Source organism: Allobosea sp. (assembly GCF_035944895.1).
Taxonomy (GTDB): Bacteria; Pseudomonadota; Alphaproteobacteria; order Rhizobiales; family Beijerinckiaceae; genus Allobosea.
In genome coordinates this window covers 233,238-255,653 of the sequence record NZ_DASZAT010000014.1, presented here as the reverse complement: position 1 = coordinate 255,653, position 22,416 = coordinate 233,238, and the positions used below count along the sequence as shown (strand labels likewise).

The 22,416-nt window shown below is 67.1% G+C and carries 19 protein-coding genes, 1 tRNA gene and 1 pseudogene; 13 read left to right on the top strand and 8 right to left on the bottom strand.

Annotated elements, in window-relative coordinates:
• Positions 1–3,779 (bottom strand): beta strand repeat-containing protein (locus tag VGV58_RS26635; protein WP_326877074.1); only part of this gene is annotated, 3,779 nt, incomplete at its 3' end.
• Positions 3,780–4,001: 222 nt separating this feature from the next.
• On the opposite strand from VGV58_RS26635, the gene VGV58_RS26630 reads away from it, so the two are divergent.
• The 5 genes from VGV58_RS26630 (at position 4,002) to ssb (ending at position 7,470) form a co-directional block, all read left to right on the top strand.
• Positions 4,002–4,076 (top strand) — tRNA-Thr (locus tag VGV58_RS26630).
• A 72-nt stretch (positions 4,077–4,148) separates the two neighbouring features.
• Positions 4,149–4,562: a hypothetical protein gene (locus VGV58_RS26625; RefSeq protein ID WP_326877073.1), complete on the top strand. Its 414-nt coding sequence runs from the start codon at positions 4,149–4,151 to the stop codon at positions 4,560–4,562.
• Between the two features lie 252 nt (positions 4,563–4,814).
• On the top strand, positions 4,815–5,801 hold the full coding sequence (locus VGV58_RS26620; protein ID WP_326877072.1) for an MBL fold metallo-hydrolase: 987 nt from the start codon (positions 4,815–4,817) through the stop codon (positions 5,799–5,801).
• Positions 5,802–5,932: 131 nt separating this feature from the next.
• On the top strand, positions 5,933–6,706 hold the full coding sequence (locus VGV58_RS26615; RefSeq protein ID WP_326877071.1) for an NAD kinase: 774 nt from the start codon (positions 5,933–5,935) through the stop codon (positions 6,704–6,706).
• A gap of 224 nt (positions 6,707–6,930) precedes the next feature.
• On the top strand, positions 6,931–7,470 hold the full coding sequence (ssb, locus tag VGV58_RS26610; RefSeq protein WP_326877070.1) for a single-stranded DNA-binding protein: 540 nt from the start codon (positions 6,931–6,933) through the stop codon (positions 7,468–7,470).
• Positions 7,471–7,601: 131 nt separating this feature from the next.
• Here the strand turns inward: ssb and VGV58_RS26605 are convergent, their stop codons facing one another.
• Positions 7,602–8,318, bottom strand: a complete 717-nt coding sequence (locus VGV58_RS26605) for a helix-turn-helix domain-containing protein (RefSeq protein ID WP_326877069.1) — start codon at positions 8,316–8,318, stop codon at positions 7,602–7,604.
• A gap of 184 nt (positions 8,319–8,502) precedes the next feature.
• Between VGV58_RS26605 and VGV58_RS26600 the strand changes: the two genes are divergently transcribed.
• The 4 genes from VGV58_RS26600 (at position 8,503) to VGV58_RS26585 (ending at position 11,381) form a co-directional block, all read left to right on the top strand.
• Positions 8,503–9,273: a transporter substrate-binding domain-containing protein gene (locus VGV58_RS26600; RefSeq protein ID WP_326877068.1), complete on the top strand. Its 771-nt coding sequence runs from the start codon at positions 8,503–8,505 to the stop codon at positions 9,271–9,273.
• Between the two features lie 64 nt (positions 9,274–9,337).
• Entirely contained in the window at positions 9,338–9,967 is a 630-nt protein-coding gene (locus VGV58_RS26595; protein WP_326877067.1) for a hypothetical protein, read from the top strand.
• Positions 9,964–10,638: an ABC transporter permease gene (locus VGV58_RS26590; RefSeq protein WP_326877066.1), complete on the top strand. Its 675-nt coding sequence runs from the start codon at positions 9,964–9,966 to the stop codon at positions 10,636–10,638. Before VGV58_RS26595 ends, VGV58_RS26590 begins: the two co-directional genes overlap by 4 nt.
• Positions 10,639–10,646: 8 nt before the next feature.
• Positions 10,647–11,381 (top strand): ABC transporter permease, encoded by a 735-nt coding sequence (locus VGV58_RS26585; RefSeq protein ID WP_326877065.1) that lies wholly within the window; start codon positions 10,647–10,649, stop codon positions 11,379–11,381.
• A 22-nt stretch (positions 11,382–11,403) separates the two neighbouring features.
• Here VGV58_RS26585 and VGV58_RS26580 read toward each other — a convergent pair whose 3' ends face one another.
• Positions 11,404–11,862 (bottom strand): Lrp/AsnC family transcriptional regulator, encoded by a 459-nt coding sequence (locus VGV58_RS26580; protein ID WP_326877064.1) that lies wholly within the window; start codon positions 11,860–11,862, stop codon positions 11,404–11,406.
• Positions 11,863–12,007: 145 nt separating this feature from the next.
• Between VGV58_RS26580 and VGV58_RS26575 the strand changes: the two genes are divergently transcribed.
• On the top strand, positions 12,008–15,457 hold the full coding sequence (locus VGV58_RS26575) for an indolepyruvate ferredoxin oxidoreductase family protein (RefSeq protein WP_326877063.1): 3,450 nt from the start codon (positions 12,008–12,010) through the stop codon (positions 15,455–15,457).
• A 4-nt stretch (positions 15,458–15,461) separates the two neighbouring features.
• Here the strand turns inward: VGV58_RS26575 and VGV58_RS26570 are convergent, their stop codons facing one another.
• The 5 genes from VGV58_RS26570 to VGV58_RS26550 all read right to left on the bottom strand — a co-directional run bounded on the left by VGV58_RS26570 (position 15,462) and on the right by VGV58_RS26550 (position 20,261).
• On the bottom strand, positions 15,462–16,733 hold the full coding sequence (locus tag VGV58_RS26570; protein WP_326877062.1) for a 3-phosphoshikimate 1-carboxyvinyltransferase: 1,272 nt from the start codon (positions 16,731–16,733) through the stop codon (positions 15,462–15,464).
• Positions 16,734–16,794: 61 nt separating this feature from the next.
• Positions 16,795–17,094 carry a putative quinol monooxygenase gene (locus tag VGV58_RS26565; RefSeq protein ID WP_326877061.1) on the bottom strand — a complete coding sequence of 100 codons (300 nt, stop codon included), beginning with the start codon at positions 17,092–17,094 and terminating at the stop codon, positions 16,795–16,797.
• Between the two features lie 87 nt (positions 17,095–17,181).
• Complete coding sequence (locus VGV58_RS26560) at positions 17,182–18,039, bottom strand: ABC transporter permease (protein WP_326877060.1); 858 nt, start codon at positions 18,037–18,039, stop codon at positions 17,182–17,184.
• Positions 18,036–19,031: an ABC transporter substrate-binding protein gene (locus VGV58_RS26555; protein ID WP_326877059.1), complete on the bottom strand. Its 996-nt coding sequence runs from the start codon at positions 19,029–19,031 to the stop codon at positions 18,036–18,038. Before VGV58_RS26555 ends, VGV58_RS26560 begins: the two co-directional genes overlap by 4 nt.
• A 345-nt stretch (positions 19,032–19,376) precedes the next feature.
• Positions 19,377–20,261, bottom strand: coding sequence for a LysR family transcriptional regulator (locus VGV58_RS26550; protein ID WP_326877058.1), 885 nt, complete (start codon positions 20,259–20,261; stop codon positions 19,377–19,379).
• A 113-nt stretch (positions 20,262–20,374) separates the two neighbouring features.
• Here VGV58_RS26550 and VGV58_RS26545 point away from each other — a divergent pair.
• The 3 genes and pseudogenes from VGV58_RS26545 to VGV58_RS26535 all read left to right on the top strand — a co-directional run.
• Positions 20,375–20,515, top strand: a pseudogene (locus VGV58_RS26545) (YjiS-like domain-containing protein); the annotation flags it as partial.
• 69 nt (positions 20,516–20,584) lie between these two features.
• The gene (locus VGV58_RS26540; RefSeq protein WP_326877082.1) at positions 20,585–21,166 is read left to right on the top strand and encodes a GNAT family N-acetyltransferase; all 582 of its coding nucleotides are present in this window, start codon (positions 20,585–20,587) and stop codon (positions 21,164–21,166) included.
• Positions 21,163–22,341 (top strand): MFS transporter, encoded by a 1,179-nt coding sequence (locus tag VGV58_RS26535; protein ID WP_326877057.1) that lies wholly within the window; start codon positions 21,163–21,165, stop codon positions 22,339–22,341. Before VGV58_RS26540 ends, VGV58_RS26535 begins: the two co-directional genes overlap by 4 nt.
• Positions 22,342–22,416 lie beyond the last annotated feature (75 nt).

The following is a 22,416-nucleotide window of genomic DNA, read 5'->3' as shown; positions in this document are numbered from 1 at the left end:
TCGCCGGACTTGGTCAGCCCGCCCGTGCCCGAGATCGTGCCGCTGTTGGCGAAGTTCTGGCCGCTCAGCACATCGATGCCGCCGCCGGCGCTGCCCAGGGTCACCGCGCGCGACGAGGAAAAGCTGCCCGTCACTTGCAAGCTGCCGCCATCCAGCGTCAGCCCGCCCGAGGCCGCACCGAGATTGGCGTCGGACGAGATCGAGAGCGTGCCGCCCAGGATGCTCGTTCCGCCGGTATAGCTGCTCGTGCCGGTCAAGGTCAGCGTGCCGGCGCCGAGCTTGGTCAGCCCGCCCGCGCCGTCGAAGCTGGCGGTAACGCCGATATCGTAGCCGTTGCTGTCGAAGAAGGCGCCATTCGCGCCAATGGTCTGCACGCCGACGCTGTCGAAGAACCAGGACGAATTCGTGCGTGCGCGCAGGATGCCGCCGTTCAGATTGACCGTGCCATAGTTGGCGGTCAGGTAGTTGATCTCCAGGACGCCGCGGCCGTTCGTGGCGTCGCCGAGCAGGTTCAGCGTGCCGCCGCTTCCGTAAAAGATCACTCCCCTGCCTTGGACGTAGCCTTCCTTCTCGACCGTTAGTGTGCCGTTCCCGCTGGTCCCCCCAATAGCGATCGCTCGGGTGTACAAGGCCGAGCCGGCTCCCGTGACCGTCACCGAGCCAGTGCCGGCGCCGTTCCGTCCGATCTCGGTTCCGTTGCTCTCGACCGCCCCGCCATTGGTGATGGTCAGCGTGCCGGTGCCGTCACGGCCGACATCGAGCAGCCCAACGACGGTCCAGCGCGAGTCCGTTCCGGTCACCGTCGCCGTGCCATTGCCGCCGGAGGCATAGCCGAGATAGCCGGAGGTACTCCTGACCCACCCGCCATTCTCGACGGTCAGCGTGCCCGTGCCGGCCGCGCCGACATAAAGCTCGCCGTCGCCGAGCATGCCGTTATTGAGCCAGGTCGAACCGGTACCGGTCACCGTCACCGTACCGGTGCTGCCAGCCATGACGCCGATCGAGCCAGCAGGGCCGCCCGCACCAGCACTCGTAACCGTACCACCAGCGGCGATGGTCAGCGTTCCCGTGCCCTCATAGCCGACATTGAGCGTGCCATTGTTGGTCCAGGTCGAGCCCGCACCGGTCACCGTCACCGTGCCGGTGCCGCCGGCATTGGCGCCGATATGGCCGGAGGTGTTCGAGACCTTGCCGCCGGCCGCGACGGTCAGCGTCCCGGTACCTTCGCGGCCGACACGCAACACACCGCTATTGGTCCAGGTCGAGCCGGCGCCCGTCACCGTCACCGAGCCGATGCCGGAGAAACCGCTGCTGGCGCCAAAGTAGCCGAGATTGCCGACCGTGTTCGAAACCTTGCCGCCATCTGCGATGGTCAGCGTACCGGTGCCGGTGTAGCCGACATGAAGACTGCCGGAATTTGTCCAGCTCGAGCCGGCACCGGTCACTGTCATCGTGCCAGCGGTAGAGCTGCCGCTGACAATGCCGGAGCCGCTCGACACCTTGCCGCCATTCTCGATTGTGACCGTGGCGGTGCCCACACCGCCGACAGAAAGATCGTAAGTCATGGTCCAGGTCGAGCCGGCACCGGTCACCGTCGCCGAGGCGCTGCCGGTGTTGATGCCGAGCCGGCCACTGGCGCTCGAAACGGCGCCGCCATCCTCGATCCTCAGCACGCCGGCGCGCGTGATAACGAGATTGCCGCTCGTGGTCCAGGTCGAGCCGGCACCTGTCACTGTCACCGTGCCGGTGCTGCCGGACCCTCCGGCGATTGTGCCATCGGTGTTCGAGACCGCGCCGCCATCCGCGATCGTCAGCGTGCCGTTGCCGACCCAGAGTCTACTGCCATTGGTCCAGGTCGAGCCGGCCCCGGTCACCGTCACGGTGCCGCTGCCGCCGTTGTAGCCGACATAGCCAATGTTGCTGTTCGAGACTGTGCCGCCATTCTCGATGCTCAGCGCGCCGGTGCCGTAATTGCCGACATGGAGGTCGCCGCTATTGGTCCAGGTCGAACCGGCGCCGGTCACCGTCACCGTGCCGGTGCTGCCGGCGTTGTGGCCGACGTAACCATTCGTGTTCGAGACCGTGCCGCCAGTCTCGATCGTCAGCCTTCCGGTGCCGCCATAGCCGACATAGAGGTCGCCGCTGTTGGTCCAGGTCGAGCCAGTGCCGGTCACCGTCGCCGTGCCGGTGCTGCCGGCGTTGTTGCCGACGTAACCGGTGGTGTTCGAGACCGCTCCGCCATTCGATACCGTCAGCGTGCCGGTACCGGAGTTGCCGACATGGAGCTCAGCGCTGTTGGTCCAGGTCGAGCCGGAACCGGTCACCGTCACGGTGCCGGTGGAGCCATTGCTGGAGCCGATCGTGCCGCTGGTGCCCGAGACAGTGGCGCCGTTCTCGATCGTCAGCGTGCCGGTACCCTGGTAGCCGACCTGGATGGCGCCGCTGGCGGTCCAGGACGAGCCGACCCCGCCGACCGTCACCGTGCCATTGGCGCTGGCATTGTAGCCGATATTGGCAGCGCCGCTGGTAACCTGCCCGCCATTCGTGATGGTCAGCGTGCCGGCACCGTAATCGCCGACAAAAAGCTCGCCGCTATTGGCCCAGGACGAGCCGGCGCCGTCGACCGTCACCGAGCTGGTACCTTGGTAGCCGATCGTGGCGGCGGCGCTGGTGACCGTGCCGCCGTTCTCTACGATCAGCGTGCCGGTACCGTAGTAGCCGGTCGTGAGCGCGCCAGTGTTGGTCCAGGTCGAGCCGGCGCCCGTCACCGTCACCGTGCCGTTGCCGCTGCCATTGTGGCCAATCGTGCTGCTGGTGTTCGAGACCGTGGCCCCGTTCGCGACGGTGAGCCTGCCGGTGCCCTCATAGCCGACATGGAGGACGCCGCTATTTGTCCAGCTCGAGCCGGAACCCGTCACCGTCACCGTGCCACTGGAGCCCGTATTGTAGCCGATATGGCCGGCGGCGCTGGTGACGCTGCCGCCATTCTCGACGGTCAGCGTACCTGTGCCGCTGTCGCCGATAAAAAGTTCGCCGCTATTGGTCCAGGCCGAGCCGACACCGCTCACGGTCGCCGTGCCGTGGGCGCCACCAGCGTAGCCGACAATGCCGGCAGCGCTGGCGACCGTGCCACCAGTCGCGATGGTCAGGGTACCGGTGCCGGTGCCGCCAGAACCGAGATAGAGGATCCCGCTGGTGACGCTGCCGCCATTCTCGACGGTCAGCGTGCCGGTGCCATTGTTGCCGAGCCGGAGATCATCGCTATTCGCCCAGGTCGAGCCGGAGCCGCTCACCGTCACCGTGCCACTGCCGCTGCCCTGAAAGCCGACGAAGCCCTGGGTGTTCGAGACCTTGCCGCCGTTCTCGATCGTCAGCGTGCTGGCGCCGAGGTAACCAAGATAGAGCCCGCCGCTATTGTTCCAGGTCGAGCCGGTGCCCGTTACCGTCACCGTGCCGTTGGCGCCGGGATTGTAGCCGAGATTGCCGCGGCCGCTGCTGACCGTGGCGCCACCCGCGACGGTCAGCGTTCCCGTCCCGAAGTCGCCGACGAAGAGTTGTCCGCCACCAAGGTCCCAGCTCGTCAGCGGCGGCGTGGGGATCGCCGGATTGACGTCACCGGTGCCGCTCACCGACTGGGCGATAGCCGCGGGCGCGCCGGCCAGCAGGGTGACCCCCGCCGCCAGCATGAGCGCGCGCAGGGAGACGGTGGACGACATCACGCTCGGCACAGGCCGGACCAGCCTGCTCGCCGCAAGCGCCTGAACGATCGTCTCCGACACCAATCCTGCCCTCTCACCCAGAGGCAGGCTCCGGCAGCGCGGCGCGCAAGGCAATGAACAGCCGTTCACAACCCGCCAAATCAATGGGGTGTGGCAGATTTGCTGCGCTCGATCGCAGCAGGAGACCGGCATTACCGCCGTGCGCACGGAGCCGCTCCGGCTCCTGCCTGCCGTCGACCGGTCTTGCCCTCGCCTCCTCGGCCTGATACCGCAGCGCACTGGGCCGGCGTAGCACAGCGGTAGTGCAGCGGTTTTGTAAACCGAAGGTCGGGAGTTCGATCCTCTCCGCCGGCACCATCCGACTTCGGTGGCCTGTCATTTGCTCGCCATGCCGCCGTGACGACGAGGACGACCGGAGCCTGCCGAGCGATGACCTCTGCCGACCAGCACGACCAATTGCTCGCTCTCGCGCAACGTTGCGAGAGCACCGGCCGCCCCGACCGCAATCTCGACGCCGACATCTACGAGGCGCTCGGCTTCACGGTCCGGCGCAAGCCCACCACCCTGCTCGCCCCGCGCACGCCGCCCGGCGGCATCTACCAGCAGGGCTCGCTGTGGAAGGCAATCGGCCGGGTCAGCGCCGAGATCGACGTCGCCGTCAGCATCATCCGGCAGAAGGCTCCCGACTGGAACTGGAGCCTGCAATCGGTCGCAACCGAGGAGCAGACCTATGAGGCCCTCGTCGCCGGCTGCGCGGGCCATGGCGCGCTCGCCTCGCTCGCGCTCTGCGCGGCCCTGCTGAAGGCCTTCGCCAGAAGCCGGCCGGACCAGCCCACGACTTAGGCCGATCGCCGAAACGCTCCTTATTTCAACGGCCAAGCAGCTCCGGCGAAGAGATTGATTCAGCCGCCCGGATCCAGCCCGGCCGAACGACAAACTCACGGACAAGTGACCCGGGGAAACCATCCGGCTGTTGAAGGCGTTGTTCGTGCAGCTAGTTTGGCCCTCGGGCTGAGCAATGCCCAGGGCACGATTCTGGCTGGCGGGGCGCCATTCGGGAGAGGTCGTGCCCTTCTCGTTGTTGGAGCCTGATCGATGGCCCGTTTCGAACCCTCGCGCCGCACCGTGATGGCAGGCGCCGGCGCGCTCACCGTTGCTGCCGCGCTCGACCTGCCCGCCGGCATCGCGCCGGCCCACGCGCAAGGAGCGTCCGTGAACCAGAATCCAGGTTTCTACCGCTACAAGGTCGGCGACATCACCGTCACCGCCCTCAACGACGGCTTCGCCAAGCGCCCGCTCGAAGGCTTCGTGCGCAATGCCGAGCTCGCCGACGTCAAGAAGGCGATGGAGCAGGCCTATCTGCCGAGCGACGCCCTCTCGATCACCTTCACCACCCTGGCGCTGCAGATCGGCGACAAGATCACCCTGATCGATACCGGCAACGGCGATTCCGGCGCGCCGACCTCGGGCGCCTGGATGAAGAACTTCCAGGCCGCCGGGCTCGACGCGAAGAACGTCTCGACCGTGGTGTTCAGCCATTTCCATGGCGACCATATCAACGGCTTCCGGCTCAAGGACGGCACCGCCGTGTTCCCGAACGCCGAGGTGATGGTGCCGGCGGCCGAATGGGCCTTCTGGATGGACGACGCCAAGATGAACGCCGCCCCGGAGGCGATGAAGGGCGCCTTCGCCGGCGTGCGCCGCGTCTTCGGCCCGATCGCCAAGGATGTGAAGCAATATGAGGCCGGCAAGGAAATCCTGCCGGGCGTGACCGCGATCGCCGCCCCCGGCCATACGCCGGGCCACACCGTCTATGCCGTCTCCTCCGGCAGCGGCAAGCTGCTGGTGCTGTCCGACACGACCAACCACCCGGCCCTGTTCGTGCGCAATCCCGACTGGTCGGCGGTGTTCGACATGGACGGGCCGCAGGCCGCCGCCACTCGCCGCAAGTTGCTCGACATGGCCGTGGCCGACAAGATGCAGGTCTGCTTCTACCACGCCCCCTTCCCCGCCACGGGCCATATCGCCAAGGCGGGCAACGGCTTCGAGCTCGTACCGGTGCAGTGGAGCAGCGCGATCTGAGACCCTCGCGCACTCCGCTGGGGAAAGGCCGGGGCAAGCGCCCCGGCCTTTCTTTTTGGTCCCGGCCCGGCTCGCGATCAGCTGCGATGGCGTGCTAGACCGGTCAGGATCATGCCTGCCGGATACCAGCGATGACCGAGCGCTTCACCGCCATCTCCTTCGTCGCCAGCGAGACGCCCGAGGCCGAGGCCGCGCGCGCCAAGCTGGTCGAGCGCTATGGCGATGCCGATCCGGCTGACGCCGAGGTCATCGTCGCGCTCGGCGGCGACGGCCTGATGCTGCAGACGCTGCATCGCTTCATGGGCACCGCCAAGCCGATCTACGGCATGAATCGCGGCTCGGTCGGCTTCCTGATGAACGAATTCCGCGAACGTGGCCTGCGCCAGCGGCTCGAGGCGGCGCAGCGCAGCGTAGTCCATCCGCTGGCGATGACGGCGGTCGACTGCAACGGCAAGCGCGTCGAGGCGCGCGCGATCAACGAGGTCTCGCTGTTCCGCCGCTCTTACCAGGCAGCGAAGCTGCGCCTCTCGGTCGACGGGCAGGTGCGCCTGTCCGAGCTCGTCGCAGACGGCATCCTGCTCGCGACGCCGGCGGGCTCGACCGCCTATAATCTCTCCGCCAATGGGCCGATCCTGCCGCTCGACGCGCCGCTGCTGGCGCTGACCCCGCTCTCGCCTTTTCGCCCGCGGCGCTGGCGCGGCGCGTTGCTGCCCGACCATGCCAGGGTGACGATCGCGGTGCTGGAGGCCGAGAAGCGGCCGGTCAGCGCCGTCGCCGACCACACCCAGATCGACAACGTCATCTCGGTGCAGATCGCGATCGACCGCTCGCTCGACCTCGTCATGATGCACGACCCCGGCCACAGCCTGGACGAGCGCATCCTGCGCGAGCAGTTCGGCTATTGAGGGCTCGCGGAGGCGGCCGCTCGTCGCGGTCAAGCCTGCCGTGCCAATGCCAGCTGGAGCGTGCTGGGCTTTGCCGGAGTCCCGAATTTTTGTCGGGGACAAGCCGCGCAAAAGGCCTTGAACAAAACAGGAACATCATTGATAGTGGCCGGATGGCCCGCTAGGGTCCGGCTCCGGTCATCCGGCCGGATTTGTGCTGAAGTGCGCAGGAAATGGAGCCTGTCATGGCTGGTAGCGTCAACAAGGTCATTCTGGTCGGAAATCTCGGGCGCGACCCCGAGGTGCGGCGCCTCGGCAGCGGCGAACCGGTGGTCAATCTGCGGATCGCCACCTCGGAAACCTGGCGCGACAAGCAGTCGGGCGAGCGCAAGGAGCGCACCGAGTGGCACTCCGTGGTGATCTTCAACGAGAACCTCGCCAAGGTCGCCGAGCAGTATCTCAAGAAGGGCTCGAAGATTTACATCGAAGGCCAGCTGCAGACCCGCAAATGGCAGGATCAGCAGGGCGTCGAGAAGTACACGACCGAGATCGTGCTGCAGCGCTTCCGCGGCGAGCTCACCATTCTCGACAGCCGCGGCCAGGGCGGTGACGAGTTCGGTGGCGGCAGCGGTGGCGGTTACGGTGACGAGGGCTCGTCGGGCGGCGGCTCCTTCGGCCGGTCGAGCCCGGTCGGCGGCGGTTCGCGCCAGCCGGCAATGGCGAGCGGCGGTGGCAGCGGTGGCTCGCGCTCGTCGAGCCATCTCGACGACGACATCCCGTTCTAGGTCCCGCGTGCAGTCGGGCGATCTCGCCTACCCCGCCCCTCCGTCTTTCGATGGATGGGCGCAGGCCTGAGCCCGTAAGACGACAATGAGATGGGTCACCGTCATCGCGTCCTGCAGGGCGCGATGACGTTTCATGTTCGCAGGTTGAAGACGACCGACAGGAAGCGGACGGTCGGCGTCAGCAGCCGTTCGTGGCCATGGACGAAATTGGCGTCGAAGACGAGCGTGTCGCCGGGGCGCAGCTCCATCGCTTTGTCCGCGTAGCGGTACACCATCGCGCCTTCGAGCATGTGCATGAACTCGATACCGGTATGCTGGAAGCCGGGATGGTCCGCCGCCTCGCTGGTCAACGTCACCAGATAGGGCTCGATGTACTTTTCCCCCGAGAGCAGGTGGCCGAGCAATTCGTAGCTCAGCCCGGCGCGCTGGCCGCGTCGCTGTACCGCAATGCCCTGCCCCGCGCGCACGAGCGAATAGTCGGCCTGCTGATTATAGGATGCGAACAGGCGCGCGACCGGCACTTTCAGCGCAGCCGCGATCGAGACGAGCGTCGTGAAGGACGGCGTGGCCGAACCGCGCTCGATCTTGGAGAGCATGCCGTTCGACAGCTTCGCCGCCTCGGCCAGCTGATTGGCGGCCATGCTGAGGCTCAGCCGCAGGCTTCTGATCTCCTGGCCGACCGCCGCGGCGAGGGCCTGGCCGCCCTGCCCGCCTTCGGGCTCGCCAGCCTCGTTGCCAGATAAGCCCTCGCCCATGGCCGTGCGACCGGGCCGCGTCATCATCGAGAGCGCACCACGCCTGACGCGCTTTCCCTCCGGCGGTTTGCCGTCGCGCTTGCGATCGACCAAAGCAGAGCCCCCAAGCCTTCGCGCATCAATTTCGAGCCTGCGCCACGCCATTCGGATGGCGTGTCCGTACTCGGCGCGGCCAGCACATTTTCACGAGATGAAAATATTTGCCAGTACGTTGACAAGCCACGGGCGCGACAGAACAATCCCTGCAACGGCCGATAATAAATATCGTGAGGGGACCATGATCAACAATCGCAAGTTCAAGACTATCCTTCTCTGCGCAGCCCTGTCGAGCGTCTTCACCGGAGCAACGCAGGCAAAAGACCTGCGGATCGCCACCGAGGGAACCTATGCGCCCTGGAGCTTCGTCGATGCCGGCGGCAAGCTGACGGGCTGGGACGTCGATATCGCCAACGCCCTGTGCGATGTCATGAAGGCCAAGTGCACGATCATGGCGCAGGAATGGGACGGCATCATCCCCGGCCTCAACGCCAGGAAATACGACCTGATCGTCGCCAGCATGGGCGTCACCGAGAAGCGCAAGCAGCAGGTGGCCTTCTCCAAGAAGTACAAGAACACGGCGAGCCAGTTCGTCGCGAAGAAGGACGCGCCCGCCGACACCAGCCCCGATGCGCTCAAGGGCAAGCGGATCGGCGTCCAGCGCGGCAGCATCCAGGATGCCTATCTGACCGCGACCTATCCGAAATCCGAGATCGTGCGCTACGACAAGACCACCGATGTCGAACTCGATCTGATCGCCGGCCGCGTCGACCTGCTGCTCGCCAACAAGGTGACCTCTATGCTCGGCTTCCTGAAGCGGCCGGAGGCAGCGGGCTTCGCGCTCGTCGGCCCGGACTACACCGGCGGCCTGCTGGGCGAAGGCAACGCCATCGCCTTGCGCAAGGACGACGCCAAGCTGCTCGAAGAGGTCAACGCCGCTATCGATACGCTGGTCGCGAACGGCACCTATGACAGCATCACCAAGAAGTATTTCGACTTCAAGCTGATGTGAATCGACGCGCTGCGCCGAAGGCGGGCTCGGCCTGCCTTCGGCCCGGCAGAACGAGGCCGACCCGATGATCACCTTTGCGACACTTGGCCCGAGCGGCACCAACCATGAGCTCGTGACCAGGGAATACATCAAGTTCCACGAGATCCCCGACAGCGAGATCGTGCTGGTGCCCGACTTCGACATGGCGACGAGCGGGCTGATGCGCGGCGACTATGATTTCGTCGTCCAATGCGCGGTTCACCCGGATACGCCGCCGACGCTCGGCACGCATTTCCACAAGGTCTTCGCCGTCGACAGCTTCATTTCCCGCAGCAAGGAACTGGCGGTGCTGACACGCTCGGAGGTCGAGCAACCGAAATCGATCGGCCTGCTGGCGCCGGCGACCGAGAGCTATATCGACATCAGCCGCTGGGAGACGCGCGTCTCGGATCCTTCGCTGCCGATCATCTTCCAGAACCTGCTCGCGGGGAAATACGACTCAGCGCTGGTCTATCTCGAATATGCCGAGCAGTATCCGGACCGCGTCCGCGTCGATGAGATCCTGGGCTCGCCCGACGATGTCTGGATCGTCTATGCCGACGAGCGGACCTCCGGCGGCAAGCTCCAGGCCTGGCGGGACGGCCCCGTCCGCGAGTTGATCCGCCAGAAGGTCGCGAACCGCGCCGCCGAGGATACGGGAGACGCCCTGCCATGACCCTGGCCTGGCTCTCCGGCTATGGCCTGCAACTGCTCTACGGGGCGGGGGTGACGCTGTCGGTCGCCGCCGTGGCGCTGTTGTTCGGAACCGCCTTCGGCCTCTCGCTCGGCGCGCTCAAGACCTATGGCAGCAAGCCGTTCCGCTATGTCGCGGAGGCCTATACCGCCATCGTCAGGGGCGTTCCCGACCTGATCGTCATCTACCTGATCTATTTCGGCGGCACGGTCGCCCTCACCCGGCTGACCGGGCATTATGTCGACATCAACGGCTTTGCCGCCGGCGTGGCGGCGCTGGCCTTCATCTTCGCGGCCTATGCCAGCGACATCTTCCGCAGCGCGATCAGGCAGGTCCCGCGCGGGCAGTCGGAGGCGGCGCATGCGCTCGGCCTGCCGCGAAGCGTCACCTTCTTCAAGGTGGTGCTGCCGCTGGCCTGGCGGATCGCGCTGCCGGGCTTCGGCAATCTTTCGATCATCCTGATCAAGCAGACCTCGCTCATCTCCGTGATCGGGCTGGAGGAGTTGCTCAGGGCATCCGCCGTGGTCTCGGGCGCGACGCGCGAACCGTTCTTCGTCTATGCCGTCGCCGCGCTGCTTTACCTCGCCATCACCAGCACGGCGTCCTGGGGGCTGCACCGCGCCCGCCTGCGCTCCAATCGCGGCTTTGCCTGAGCGATCCCATGCTTGACGTCCAGATCATGGCCGAGGCCTTCCCGAACCTGCTCCAGGGCGTCGGGCTGACGGGCAAGCTCGCCATCCTGATCCTGCTCTTCGGCATGCTGGTCGCGATCCCGCTCGCCTATGCGCGCAATGCGCAATCTGCCTGGCTGCACGGGCCGGCGAGCGCCTATATCTTTGTCATTCGCGGCATCCCGTCGCTGCTGCAGGTCTTCCTGGTCTATTACGGGCTCGGGCAGTTCGACTTCGTCCGGAGCTCAGCGCTGTGGCCGATCTTCCGCGACCCGTTCTGGTGCGTGATCATCGCGCTCGGCCTGAATTCTGCCGCCTATACCGCCGAGATCATCGCGGGCGCGCTCCGGCTCGTCCCGAAGGGGCTGAACGAGGCGGCGCGTGCGCTCGGCCTGTCCTGGTTCCAGACGCAGCGCAAGATCACCATTCCGCTCGCAGTTCGCCTGGCCCTGCCCGCCTACGAGAACGAGATCATCCTGACGGTCAAGGCGACGTCGCTGGCGAGCACGATCACCTTGCTGGACCTCACCGGCGCGGCGCGGCTGGAGGTGTCGAACACCTTCGCGCCCTATGAGGTGTTCCTCACTGCCGGCGCGATCTATTTCTGCATCACGACGTCGCTGAGCTGGCTGCTGCGCAAGCTCGAGCAGCGCCTGTCGATCGAGAACCGTGCAGTCGCGCAGAAGGCGCGGGAGCTTCAGGTCGGCGCGGCGGCGCACGCCTGAGCGGCCACCGGCGATCCGCCGGTCACACCGGCACCGCGCCGTGCACCTTGATCTCCTTCAGGACGAGGTTTGTGCGGACATGCGCGATGCCCGGCAGCCTGAACAGGAAGTGATCGAGGAATTCGTTGTAGGCGTCCTTGTCGCGGCAGACGACATGCAGGTGATAATCGGCTTCGCCGGTGGTCGCGAAACACTCCAGCACCTCCGGCCGCTCGGCCACGCGTGAAATGAAGGTCGCGACGTGGTCGGCCTCGTGCCGGACCAAGCCGACATGGACCATCGCGCTGAAGGCAAGCCCGGCCCTGGCCGGGTCGACGATCGCGCGATAGCTCGCGATCACGCCTGCCTCCTCCAGCGCCCGCACCCGCCGCCAGCAGGCGGAAGCCGACATGCCGGCGCGCTCGGCGAGGTCCTGGTTCGAGATGCGGGCATCGCCCTGCAGCAAGGTGATCAACTTGCGGTCCTGCTCGGTGAGTTGCATCGCCTCGCCTTGGAAAAATTTCTCAATTTCGGGATAATTATCGGTCAAATCTCCCGACAAGGAAAGGATATCCGGCAAACGAGACAAATCTTTCCAGAGCACCGGGCGTAGACTCACCGCAAGAACCTGTCGGGAGGCCTACGCCATGAACGCCATCTCGCCGATCGGCCCGCTCGCCGACTACGCGTTGGGCGATCGCTATGCCCGCAGCACCGGGCGCGTCTTCCTGACCGGCACGCAAGCGCTGGTGCGGATCGCGGTCGACCAGGCCCGGCGCGACCGCGCCGCCGGCCTTGATACGGCTGGCTTCATTTCCGGCTATCGCGGCTCCCCGCTCGGCGGCGTCGACCTCGAACTCTGGCGCTCCAGCGATCTCCTGAAGCAGTACGGCATCGAATTCCTGCCAGCGGTCAACGAGGACCTGGCCGCGACCGCCGTCCTCGGCTCGCAGCAGGTCGAGACCAATCCGGATCGGACGGTGCAGGGCGTCTTCGGTCTCTGGTACGGCAAGGGCCCGGGCGTCGACCGCGCCGGCGATGCGCTGAAGCACGGCAACGCCTATGGCTCCTCGCCGCATGGCGGGGTGCTGGTCGTGGCCGGCGACGACCATGGCTGCGTCTCGTCCTCGATGCCGCACCAGTCCGATGTCGCCTTCATGGCCTGGTTCATGCCGACGCTGAACCCCGCCTCGATCGGCGAGTATCTCGCCTTCGGCGAATACGGCTACGCGCTGTCGCGCTATTCCGGCATGTGGGTCGGCTTCAAGGCGATATCGGAGACGGTCGAGAGCGGCCAGTCGGTCGAGCTAACGGCGCCGCGCCAGTTCAACGAGCCGGACTACACGCCGCCGGCCACCGGCCTGCATTATCGCTGGCCGGACCTGCCGGGGCCCCAGATCGAGGAGCGCATGGAGGCCAAGAAGATGGCCGTCTTCGCCTTCGCCGAGGCGAACCCGATCGACCGGCGCATCTATGACATTCCCGAAGCCTCCTTCGGCATCGTCACCACCGGCAAGGCGCATCTCGACCTGATGGAGGCGCTGCGCCTGCTCGACCTCGACGAAGCCGCCTGCCGCAGCCATGGCATCGACATCTACAAGGTCGGCATGGTCTGGCCGCTGGCGCGGCGCGCGGCGTTGGAATTCGTGCGCGGCAAGGCGGAGATCCTCGTCGTCGAGGAAAAGCGCGGCATCATCGAGAGCCAGCTCAAGGAGTATTTCTACGACTATCCCGGCCACAAGCCGCATTCGATGGTCGGCAAGCGCGACGAGGACGGCAGTCGGCTGATCTCCTGGATCGGTGAGCTCTCGCCGCGCCTGCTCGCAACGATCGTGGCGAAACGACTGGACGCGCTGTTTCCGGATCTGCGCCTTGCCGAGCGCGCCGCGGCGCTCGCCCCTGAGGCGAGCCGGCTGATCCAGGTACCCGGCGCGACGCGGACGCCCTATTTCTGCTCGGGCTGCCCGCACAACTCTTCGACCAAGGTACCCGAGGGCTCCAAGGCACTGGCCGGCATCGGCTGCCATTTCATGGCGAGCTGGATGGATCGCGAGACCACCTCGCTGATCCAGATGGGCGGCGAAGGCGTGAACTGGGCAGCGTCCTCGCTGTTCACCGGCAAGGGCCACATCTTCCAGAACCTCGGCGAAGGCACCTATTACCATTCCGGCTCGATGGCGATCCGCCAGGCGATCGCGGCGAAAGCCAACATCACCTACAAGATCCTGTTCAACGACGCCGTCGCCATGACCGGCGGGCAGCCGGTGGACGGGCCGATCAGCGTGCACGCCATCGCCCAGGAGGTGCGCGCCGAGGGCGTCGAGCGGATCGCGCTGGTCTCGGACCAGCCCGAGAAGTTCGCGCCGGCCAGCCTGCCGCATGGCGTCACGATCCATCATCGCCGGGAGCTCGATGCGGTCCAGCGCGAATTGCGCGGGATCAGGGGCGTCTCCGTCCTGATCTACGAGCAGACCTGCGCCACCGAGAAGCGCCGCCGGCGCAAGCGCGGCACGATGGAGGACCCGCAGCGTTTCGCCGTCATCAACGACCTCGTCTGCGAGGGCTGCGGCGATTGCTCGGTGGCGTCGAACTGCCTCAGCGTCGAACCGAAGGAGACGCCGTTCGGCCGCAAGCGCCAGATCAACCTCTCCAACTGCAACAAGGATTTTTCCTGCCTCGACGGCTTCTGCCCGAGCTTCGTGACGGTCGAAGGCGCCACCCGCAGGAAGCGGCAGGCCAGCGCGGACGACTTTGTCGGGCGGGCGGCCGCGTTACCTGAACCAGCCTTGCCGGCGCTCGACAGGCCCTATGACCTGCTCGTCACCGGCGTCGGTGGCACCGGCGTCGTCACGGTCGGCGCGCTGATCGCGATGGCGGCCCATCTCGAAGGCAAGGGCAGCTCGGTCCTCGACTTCACCGGCTTCGCGCAGAAGTTCGGGCCGGTGCTCTCGTTCATGCGGATCGCCGCGACGCCTGAGGCGATCAACCAGGTCCGCATCGACGCAGGCGCGGCCGATGCGCTGATCGGCTGCGATATCGTCGTGTCGTCCTCGCCCAAGGCGTCCGCGACCTATCGCGCCGGCATGCGTGCGCTCGTCAACCTGGCGGAGATGCCGACCGGCGACATCGTCCGCCAGCGCGACGCCGACCTCGCGACGCGCCGCCGACTGAAGGCGATCGAGACGGTGATGGGCGCCGGAAACGTCCGCGCCATCGACGCCAACGCCTTGGCCGAGAACCTGTTCGGCGACGCGGTCTTCGCCAACATCATCATGCTCGGCCATGCCTGGCAGCAGGGGCTGATCCCGGTCGGGCTCGACGCGCTGCAACGCGCCATCGACCTCAATGGGGTAGCGGTCGAACGCAACCGGCAGGCTTTTGCCGCCGGCCGGCTCGCAGCCGCCGACCCGGCAGCCTTCGCGCCAGCCCCCGCCGCTGTCGAGACGGAGAGCCTGGACGCGGTGATCACCCGCCGCGAGCGCTTCCTCGCCGACTACCAGAACACGGACTGGGCCAGGCGCTACCGGGCTGGAGTCGACAAGGTCCGTGCAGCCGAGCAAGCGTTCGGCAGCGAAGCGCTCACGCTGGCCGTCGCCCGCTCGCTGTTCAAGCTGATGTCCTACAAGGACGAATACGAGGTGGCGCGGCTGCATATGCAGACCGGCTTCCTCGATGAGGTGAAGGAGCGCTTCGAAGGCGACTTCACGGTGAACTACCATTTCGCCCCCCCCTTCCTCGGCGGCGAGAAGGATGCGCGCGGGCGGCCGTTGAAGCGCCGCTTCGGCCAGTGGATTCAGACACCGCTGCGGCTGCTGGCGCGACTGAAAGGCCTGCGCGGCACCGCCTTCGACCCGTTCGGCTACACGGCGGAGCGCAAGATGGAGCGCGCGCTGATCAGCTGGTACGAGACACTAATCGACGAGCTGCTGACGCGGCTGCCCTCCCGCGGGCCAGACCGGCTGGCGGCGATCGCCGCCCTGCCGATGGACATTCGCGGCTACGGCCCGGTGAAGGACGCCGCCGTGGCACGGGTCAAGGACGCGGCGGAGCAACAGCTACGGGAAGTGTCGACGGCAGCGACGAAGGAAGCCGCCTGAAGCCCTACGGCACCTCGCCTTCGAAGCGCATGCCGAGCGAGCCGAGCGCGCGCCAGTAGTCCGGATAGGTCTTCGCAACGCAGCCAGGGTCGAGGATGGTGACACCGCCGATCTTCAGTCCCGCCAGCGCGAAGCTCATGGCGATGCGGTGATCGGCGAAGGTGTCGATCTCGGCCGGCAGCGTCTGGCCGGCCAGCGCCGGATCGGAGGCGACGATGAGGTCGTCGCCCTCCTCCACACCGAGCCCGCTGCGAATCCGCGACAGGCCCTGCGCCAGCGCCGCGACGCGGTCGCATTCCTTGACGCGCAGATTGGCGATGCCGGTGAAGCGCACCGGCGTGCAGTTGAAGGCTGCGAGCACGGCGAGCGTCGGCACCGCATCCTGCATCTGCGAGCCGTCGATCTCAGCCGGCAAATTCGGGAAGGCGGCAATCAGCTCATGCGCCTTGGCGTCGGGCTGAGTGAAGGCGGAAGCCGGCACGCCGAGATCGATCGCGCCGCCGGTCAGCACTTCCGCCGCCCAGAGATAGGTCGCGGCCGAGGCGTCCGGCTCGATCAGGTAGTCGGTCGCGCTATAGCCGGTCGGCGCGATCCGCCAGCCGCCGCTCTCCGGCTCGGAGACCTCGGCGCCGAAGGCGCGCATCGTCGCCAGCGTCAGGTCGACATAGCCGCGCGCGCCGATCTCCTGGCCAGTCAGCACGACGTCGACCGGATTGCGCGCGCAGGCGCCGGCCATCAGCAGCGCCGAGACATATTGGCTGGAGAGCCCGCCATCGACCTCGACCAGCCCGCCCTCGAAACCGCCCTGCCCCTGGATGGTGACCGGCGGGCAGCCGCTCGGCGCGGTGATCGCGACGCCCAATCGCGTGAGCGCCTCGACCAGCGGCAGGATCGGCCGCTTGCGCATGTGCTCGTCGCCATCGACCACGACCGTGCCGTCGACCAGTGCCGCCGCCGCGGTCAGGAAGCGGGTCGCGGTACCGGCATTGCCGAGGAAGAGCGGCTTGGCGGGCGCCTTGAGCCGGCCGTCGCTGGTGACGATGAAGCTGGTCGCATCGGGCTCGTCGATCGCGACGCCCATATCGCGCAGCGCCTGCGCCATATAGCGGGTGTCGTCGCTCTTCAGCGCGCCGCTGAGCCGGCTGGTGCCCTTGGCCAGCGCCGCGACCAGCAGCGCCCGATTGGTGATCGATTTCGAGCCGGGCGGCATCACCCGGCCGGTCAAGGCCGCCGTCGTCGGCAGGATGGTGAGTTTGCTCAGGGCGGATTGGGTCATGGCAGGCTCGCGGCTCGGTCGCGAGGGTCTTAGACCGTGCCGGCAGGAAGCGGAAGCCGCGTCAGCCCTTCGCCAGCCCGAACCCACCCACCGGCTGCGTGACGACATGGCTGTCGAAGCCGGCGATGATCGGCCTGGCCTTGGCGATCGCCGCCTGCACCGCCGGCAGAGCGAGCGAGGCCTTGTGGCTCTCTTCCTTGTCCCAGACCTCGGTCACCCAGATCGCATCGGCATCGTCGGGATCACGGGCGACGATGTAGCTCAGGCAGCCCGGCATCTCGCCGCTGCTTTCGAGGATGTAGCCGATCAGCGCTTCGCGCTCGCCGGGCTTGGCCCGCATTTTCCCGATCAGTCCGTACATGGCAGGCCCTCCATCGATGTCGGGCGGCACCCTGCCCAAGCGGCGGATGCGGCGCAACCGACCGCCCTGACCGAATCCGTCAGCAGCTCATTCGGGCGGCCGCCGCTGCCTGAGGATCGCCTGGGCCATGCGGTCGAGCAGGATCGCCAGCGCCACCACCGCGAGGCCGCCGACAAAGCCGAGGCCCGGATCAGCCCGTTGCAGGCCGAGCAGCACGACTTCGCCCAGGCCCTTCGCGCCGATCATGGAGGCGACCACGACCATGGCGAGCGAGAGCATGATCGCCTGATTGAGGCCCTGCAGGATCACCGGCCGCGCCAGCGGCAATTCGATCAACCAAAGCGTCTGGCGCGGGCGCAGGCCGAGCGCCTGTGCGGCCTGGATCATGCCGATATCGATGCCGCGCAGGCCGAGCTCGGTCAGCCGGGCGAAAGGCGGTAGCGCGTAGATCAGGGTCGCGAGCAGTGCCGGCGCCCGCCCCAATCCGAGCAGCATCGCCACCGGGATCAGATAGACGAAGTTCGGAATGGTCTGCATCAGGTCATAGACCGGCGCGAGCGCCTTCCCCAATCGCGGCAGGCGCGCAGCCGCGACGCCGAGCGGCAGCCCGATCAGGACGACCAGGATCACCGCGACGATGACAAGAGAAAGCGTCTGCATCGCCTCGGTCCAGACGCCAAGCCCGGCGAGCACCAAAGGCAGGATCGCCATGGCGAGCGTGAAGCCGAGGCTGCGCCGGGCAAACCAGGCGCCTCCGGCAACGGCCAGGACGAAGGCCGGCATGGGGATGAGCAGCAAGGCCGCCTCGACGCCGCGGACCGGCGCGGTCAGCAGCCTGCTGAAACCGTCGAGATCATTGCCATAGCCGGTAACGACGGCATCGACGCCCTGGTTGACCAGCTTCTGCAGCGCCTTGCCGAGATCCGGCAATCCATCGAGTGTCACAGGCCGGACGCGACCTTGCTGGCAACATCGGCCGGCAACCACGCCTTCCAGACGTCAGCTTGCGTCTTCAGGAAGACGAGCGCCTGCTGCTCGGGCGAGACGCCCTTCTCGCGTGCCTCGGCCAGCATTTTCGAGGTCAGCTCGCTGCTGGTCGTATACTTTTTGAAGAAGCCGGCGAGCTGCGGCGCCTTCTTGGCCAGTTCGACATTGGCGCCGATGACGACCCGGCTGACCGGATAGGCGGTGGCGCGCTTGGGTGCATCGCTCGCCTTAAGCTCGTCCCAGATCGCCTGGTCGAAGGCCGGCTCTTCGAGCTTGACGAGGTCATAAGCGCCGAGCAACCAGCTCGGCCCCCAATAATAGAACACCACCGGGCGCTTGCGCTTCAGGGCAGATTCGACGGCGGCGACGATCGCCTCGCCGGAACCGCCGCGCAGATTGGTGAAATCGCCGGAAAGCCCATAGGCGACGAGCTTCTTGCTGTTGATGCCCTCGCAGACCCAGCCGGCGACGCAATTATAGAAGCGCCCCTTGCCCGGCTCGTCAGGGTCGGTGAACAGCTCCTTGTAGCGCTTGAGGTCCTGCACCGATTTGAGCTCGGGCGCCTTCGCGTCAGAGCCAGAGACGAGATAGCGCGGCACGAACCAGCCTTCGTTCGCATCGGGAAAAGTCGTGCCGAGCGGCTCGACCTTGCCGGCGGCCGCTTCCTTGAGCCAGGCTTCGACCGGATTGGCCAGCCAGATCTCCATGACGATGTCGACATCGCCGCGGCCGAGGCCGGTGACCAGCGGCGCGATCACGCCGGGCACGCGCTCGACCTTGCAGCCGAAGCCCTTCTCCGCAATGGCGCTGGCGACGGCGGTGTGGAAGGCGGCGGAGTCATAATCGAGCCCCGCCATCTTCAGCGGCCGGTCCAGCTCGCAGGCGAAGCCGGGAGCGGTGAGACCGAGGCCGAGCAGCAATGCGGCTCCTCGCAGAACGGCTTTCATCATGACGATCCCCCGCTGATGGCAGTGCCCGATCATGGCACCTGACGACCCGGCATCTCCACGAAGCGCGACAGCAGGCGAAATGTTCCGCCGCGACAGGCGAAAAGCTTAGCGCCGCTTGCAGATCATGGACACTGCGCGAACGGCGGATGGGATGGACCGCGCGCCTGACCGGACCTGTCAGCAGTGCAGAGAACTTGGTGGCCCCTACCCTGAGCCCTCATCCTGAGGAGCCGCGAAGCGGCGTCTCGAAGGATGGCCCAGTTGTCTCCCGAATCATCTGAAGCATCCTTCGAGACGCATCCTTCGGCTGCTCCTCAGGATGAGGGCTTTGGTTTCGAATGGCGATCAGCCGAGCGTTCCCAGCGACCGCAACGCCTTCAGCGTCTCGCGCAGGCCGCGATGCAGCGGCTTGTCCTTGCGCAGGACGAGGCCGAGCGTGCGATGCACCCGCGGCGACAAAGAGCGGACAACCAATCCATCGCTCTCGCCGCGCACCGCCATGCCGGGCAATACAGCGCAGCCGAGGCCGGCGCCGACCAGCCGCTTGATCGCCTCGACACTACCGAGCGACATCACCGGCTTCAGCGTCACGCCGGCGCGGGCGAACCATTCGTCGGCGATGCGCCTGGTGATGCCGCCCGGCTCGAACAGCAGCACCGGCAGGCGCGCCAGTGCCTCCGGCGTCAATCGCGGCGGCAGTTCCATGCCTGGCGGCGCGATCACGGCGAACTCGTCCTCCAGCAACGGCGTCACATCCAGGCTGCGACCGGCTGCCGGCAGCGAGACCAGGCCGATATCGATCTGATTGTCCTCGATCGCCTTGACGATGTCGGAGGTATTGCCGGTGCTGACCGTGATCTCCAGCGTCGGATGGCGCTGGCGCAGCTCACGCAGCAACGGCGGCAGCAGGAAGATGCAGGCGGTGGCGCCGGTGCCGATCCGGACACGGCCCATCGCCCCGGTCGCATGCCGCGCCATCGCCTCTTGCGCGGCCGCCACCGCCGCCGCGATCCGCCCGGCATAGTCGAGCAGTTCGGTGCCCGCCGCGGTCGGCTGCGCCCGGCGCCCGACCCGCTCGATCAGGACCGCGCCGAGCCGGCGTTCGAGCTCGCGGATCTGCAGGCTGACCGCCGGCTGGCTCAGGCCGAGCTTCTCGGCCGCCGCCGAGAAGCTGCCGAGCGCGATCACCTGGCGGAAGCTGTCGAGTTGGTCGAGGCGAAGATCGCGCATCTCAAAGAATTTCTCATGCTCTGCATAATTTCGAGAAGCTTCATTTATGAGACGGCAAAGCGCAAGGTGTCTCGGCGGCTCGGGAAGACTCCGGCCGTGGCAGGACGCGAGCAATGAGTGGGATCTGGTCTGCGGGACGACAGCTGCTGCGCGAGGCAGCAGATTATGTCGGCGCCTCCCAGCATTCGCGCTATCAGCAATTGCGAACCCTGCGCGAACTCGACGAGCACCGTCTCGCCGATATCGGTGTGACGCGACAGGAGGCGCTGAGCGGGCGCCCCGACAGGACGGAAAGGCGGCCCGACCGGGTCGGAACGATTGGAATGACGACTTCGGAATTCGCCAGCAACGCGGCGCCGCCCATCCTCGTCCGCGATGTGCAGGAGGCGGATATGCCCGCGATCCAGGCGATCTACACCCACCATGTCCTGCATGGCCTCGCCAGCTTCGAGGAGACGCCGCCGAGCGTCGAGGAAATGCTGGCGCGCCGCCAGGCGGTGCTCGGCCTCGGCCTGCCCTATCTCGCCGCCGAGCTCGAAGGCCGGATTGTCGGCTACAGCTATGCGACCTCCTATCGCCCTCGCCCGGCCTATCGCCATACGATCGAGGACTCGATCTATGTCGCCGACGGGCTCGGCGGCCGGAAGATCGGCTCCAGCTTGCTCGGCGCGCTGATCGCCCGCTGCGAGTCCGGGCCCTGGCGCCAGATGCTCGCCAATATCGGCGACAGCGGCAATGCCGGCTCGATCGGCCTGCATCGCAGCTTCGGCTTCGAGCCGATCGGCACCTTGCGCTCGACCGGCTTCAAGTTCGGTCGCTGGGTCGACACCGTGCTGATGCAGCGCAGCCTCGGGCCGGGAGACGGAACACTGCCTCAGCCATGGGCGGCCGGATCGGCCAGGTGATCCCTTCCCGCACCGTCTTCTGCCTCGGGCTGGCGCAGCTCATCTCCTGGGGTATCTCCTATTACCTGGTCGGCGCCTTCGGCGAGCTGATCGGCAAGGAACTCGGCTGGTCGCAGGCGATCATCCATGGCGGGCTCTCGGCCGGCCTGCTGGTGATGGGTTTGACCTCGGGCGTGGTCGGCCGGCTGATCGACCGCCATGGCGGCCGCACCGTGATGTGCCTGGGATCGCTGCTCACCGCCGCGGGCTGCCTCGGCCTCGCCTTCGCGCAGACGATCACCGCCTATTACGCCGCCTGGCTCTGCCTCGGCCTCGCCATGCGGCTCAGCCTCTACGACGCCGCCTTCGCAGCGCTGGCCCGCATCGGCGGCAGCGCGGCGCGCCGGCCGATCGCCCAGATCACCCTGCTCGGCGGCCTGGCCTCGACCGTGTTCTGGCCGCTCGGCCATGTGCTCGCCGAGCAGTTCGGCTGGCGCGGCGCACTGATCGTCTATGCCGGCTTCGCGCTGCTCACCTTGCCCCTGCACCTGACGCTGCCAGCCGTCTCGGCGCGGCCCTTGTCCGATGCTGCCGCAGCAAAGCCGGTCGTCACGCTCAGCCCAGCCGACACACGCTTCGCCGGCCTGCTCTATGCGTTGATCGTCACCTTCGCCGGCGTCCTCAATGCCGGCATGTCCGCCCATATGATTGGTATCCTCGCCGGGCTCGGCCTGCCCGCCGCGGTCGCGGTCTGGATCGGCTCGACGCGCGGCATCGGCCAGTCGCTGGCGCGGCTCGGCGAGGTGCTGTTCGGGGCGAAGACCAGCCCGTTCGACCTCAATCTCGTCGCCTGCCTGGTTCTGCCGCTCTGCTTCGTCGTCGGTCTCGCCGGCGGCGCGAGCGCCATCGCGGCGCTGGCCTTCGCCTTCTGCTATGGCGCCGGCAACGGCGTGCTGACGATCACGCGCGGCACGCTGCCGCTGATGCTGTTCGATCCGAAAAGCTATGGCGCCTATGTCGGGCGTTTGCTGGCGCCCGGCTTCTTCCTCTCGGCCGCCTCACCGCTCGCCTATGCCCTGCTGATCGAGCGCTATGGCGCCTCGGCGGCGCTGATCCTGTCCGGGACGCTGGCGCTTGCGATGCTGGTCTCCGCTTTCCTGCTCCGGCGGCGTTTCCGCAGCCTGCCACGCTCCTGACAATCTCTGTCAGCACACCCCACAAGAACAATGCGGCAACATCCGCGGCTGCGTGCTACTCATGCCCGCCTCTCG

Coding starts and splice junctions, on each gene's coding strand:
- VGV58_RS26625 (WP_326877073.1), top strand. CDS start 4,149: ATGACCTCTGCCGACCAGCACGACCAATTGCTCGCTCTCGCGCAACGT.
- VGV58_RS26620 (WP_326877072.1), top strand. CDS start 4,815: ATGGCCCGTTTCGAACCCTCGCGCCGCACCGTGATGGCAGGCGCCGGC.
- VGV58_RS26615 (WP_326877071.1), top strand. CDS start 5,933: ATGACCGAGCGCTTCACCGCCATCTCCTTCGTCGCCAGCGAGACGCCC.
- ssb (WP_326877070.1), top strand. CDS start 6,931: ATGGCTGGTAGCGTCAACAAGGTCATTCTGGTCGGAAATCTCGGGCGC.
- VGV58_RS26600 (WP_326877068.1), top strand. CDS start 8,503: ATGATCAACAATCGCAAGTTCAAGACTATCCTTCTCTGCGCAGCCCTG.
- VGV58_RS26595 (WP_326877067.1), top strand. CDS start 9,338: ATGATCACCTTTGCGACACTTGGCCCGAGCGGCACCAACCATGAGCTC.
- VGV58_RS26590 (WP_326877066.1), top strand. CDS start 9,964: ATGACCCTGGCCTGGCTCTCCGGCTATGGCCTGCAACTGCTCTACGGG.
- VGV58_RS26585 (WP_326877065.1), top strand. CDS start 10,647: ATGCTTGACGTCCAGATCATGGCCGAGGCCTTCCCGAACCTGCTCCAG.
- VGV58_RS26580 (WP_326877064.1), bottom strand. CDS start 11,862: ATGCAACTCACCGAGCAGGACCGCAAGTTGATCACCTTGCTGCAGGGC.
- VGV58_RS26575 (WP_326877063.1), top strand. CDS start 12,008: ATGAACGCCATCTCGCCGATCGGCCCGCTCGCCGACTACGCGTTGGGC.
- VGV58_RS26570 (WP_326877062.1), bottom strand. CDS start 16,733: ATGACCCAATCCGCCCTGAGCAAACTCACCATCCTGCCGACGACGGCG.
- VGV58_RS26565 (WP_326877061.1), bottom strand. CDS start 17,094: ATGTACGGACTGATCGGGAAAATGCGGGCCAAGCCCGGCGAGCGCGAA.
- VGV58_RS26555 (WP_326877059.1), bottom strand. CDS start 19,031: ATGATGAAAGCCGTTCTGCGAGGAGCCGCATTGCTGCTCGGCCTCGGT.
- VGV58_RS26550 (WP_326877058.1), bottom strand. CDS start 20,261: ATGCGCGATCTTCGCCTCGACCAACTCGACAGCTTCCGCCAGGTGATC.
- VGV58_RS26540 (WP_326877082.1), top strand. CDS start 20,585: ATGACGACTTCGGAATTCGCCAGCAACGCGGCGCCGCCCATCCTCGTC.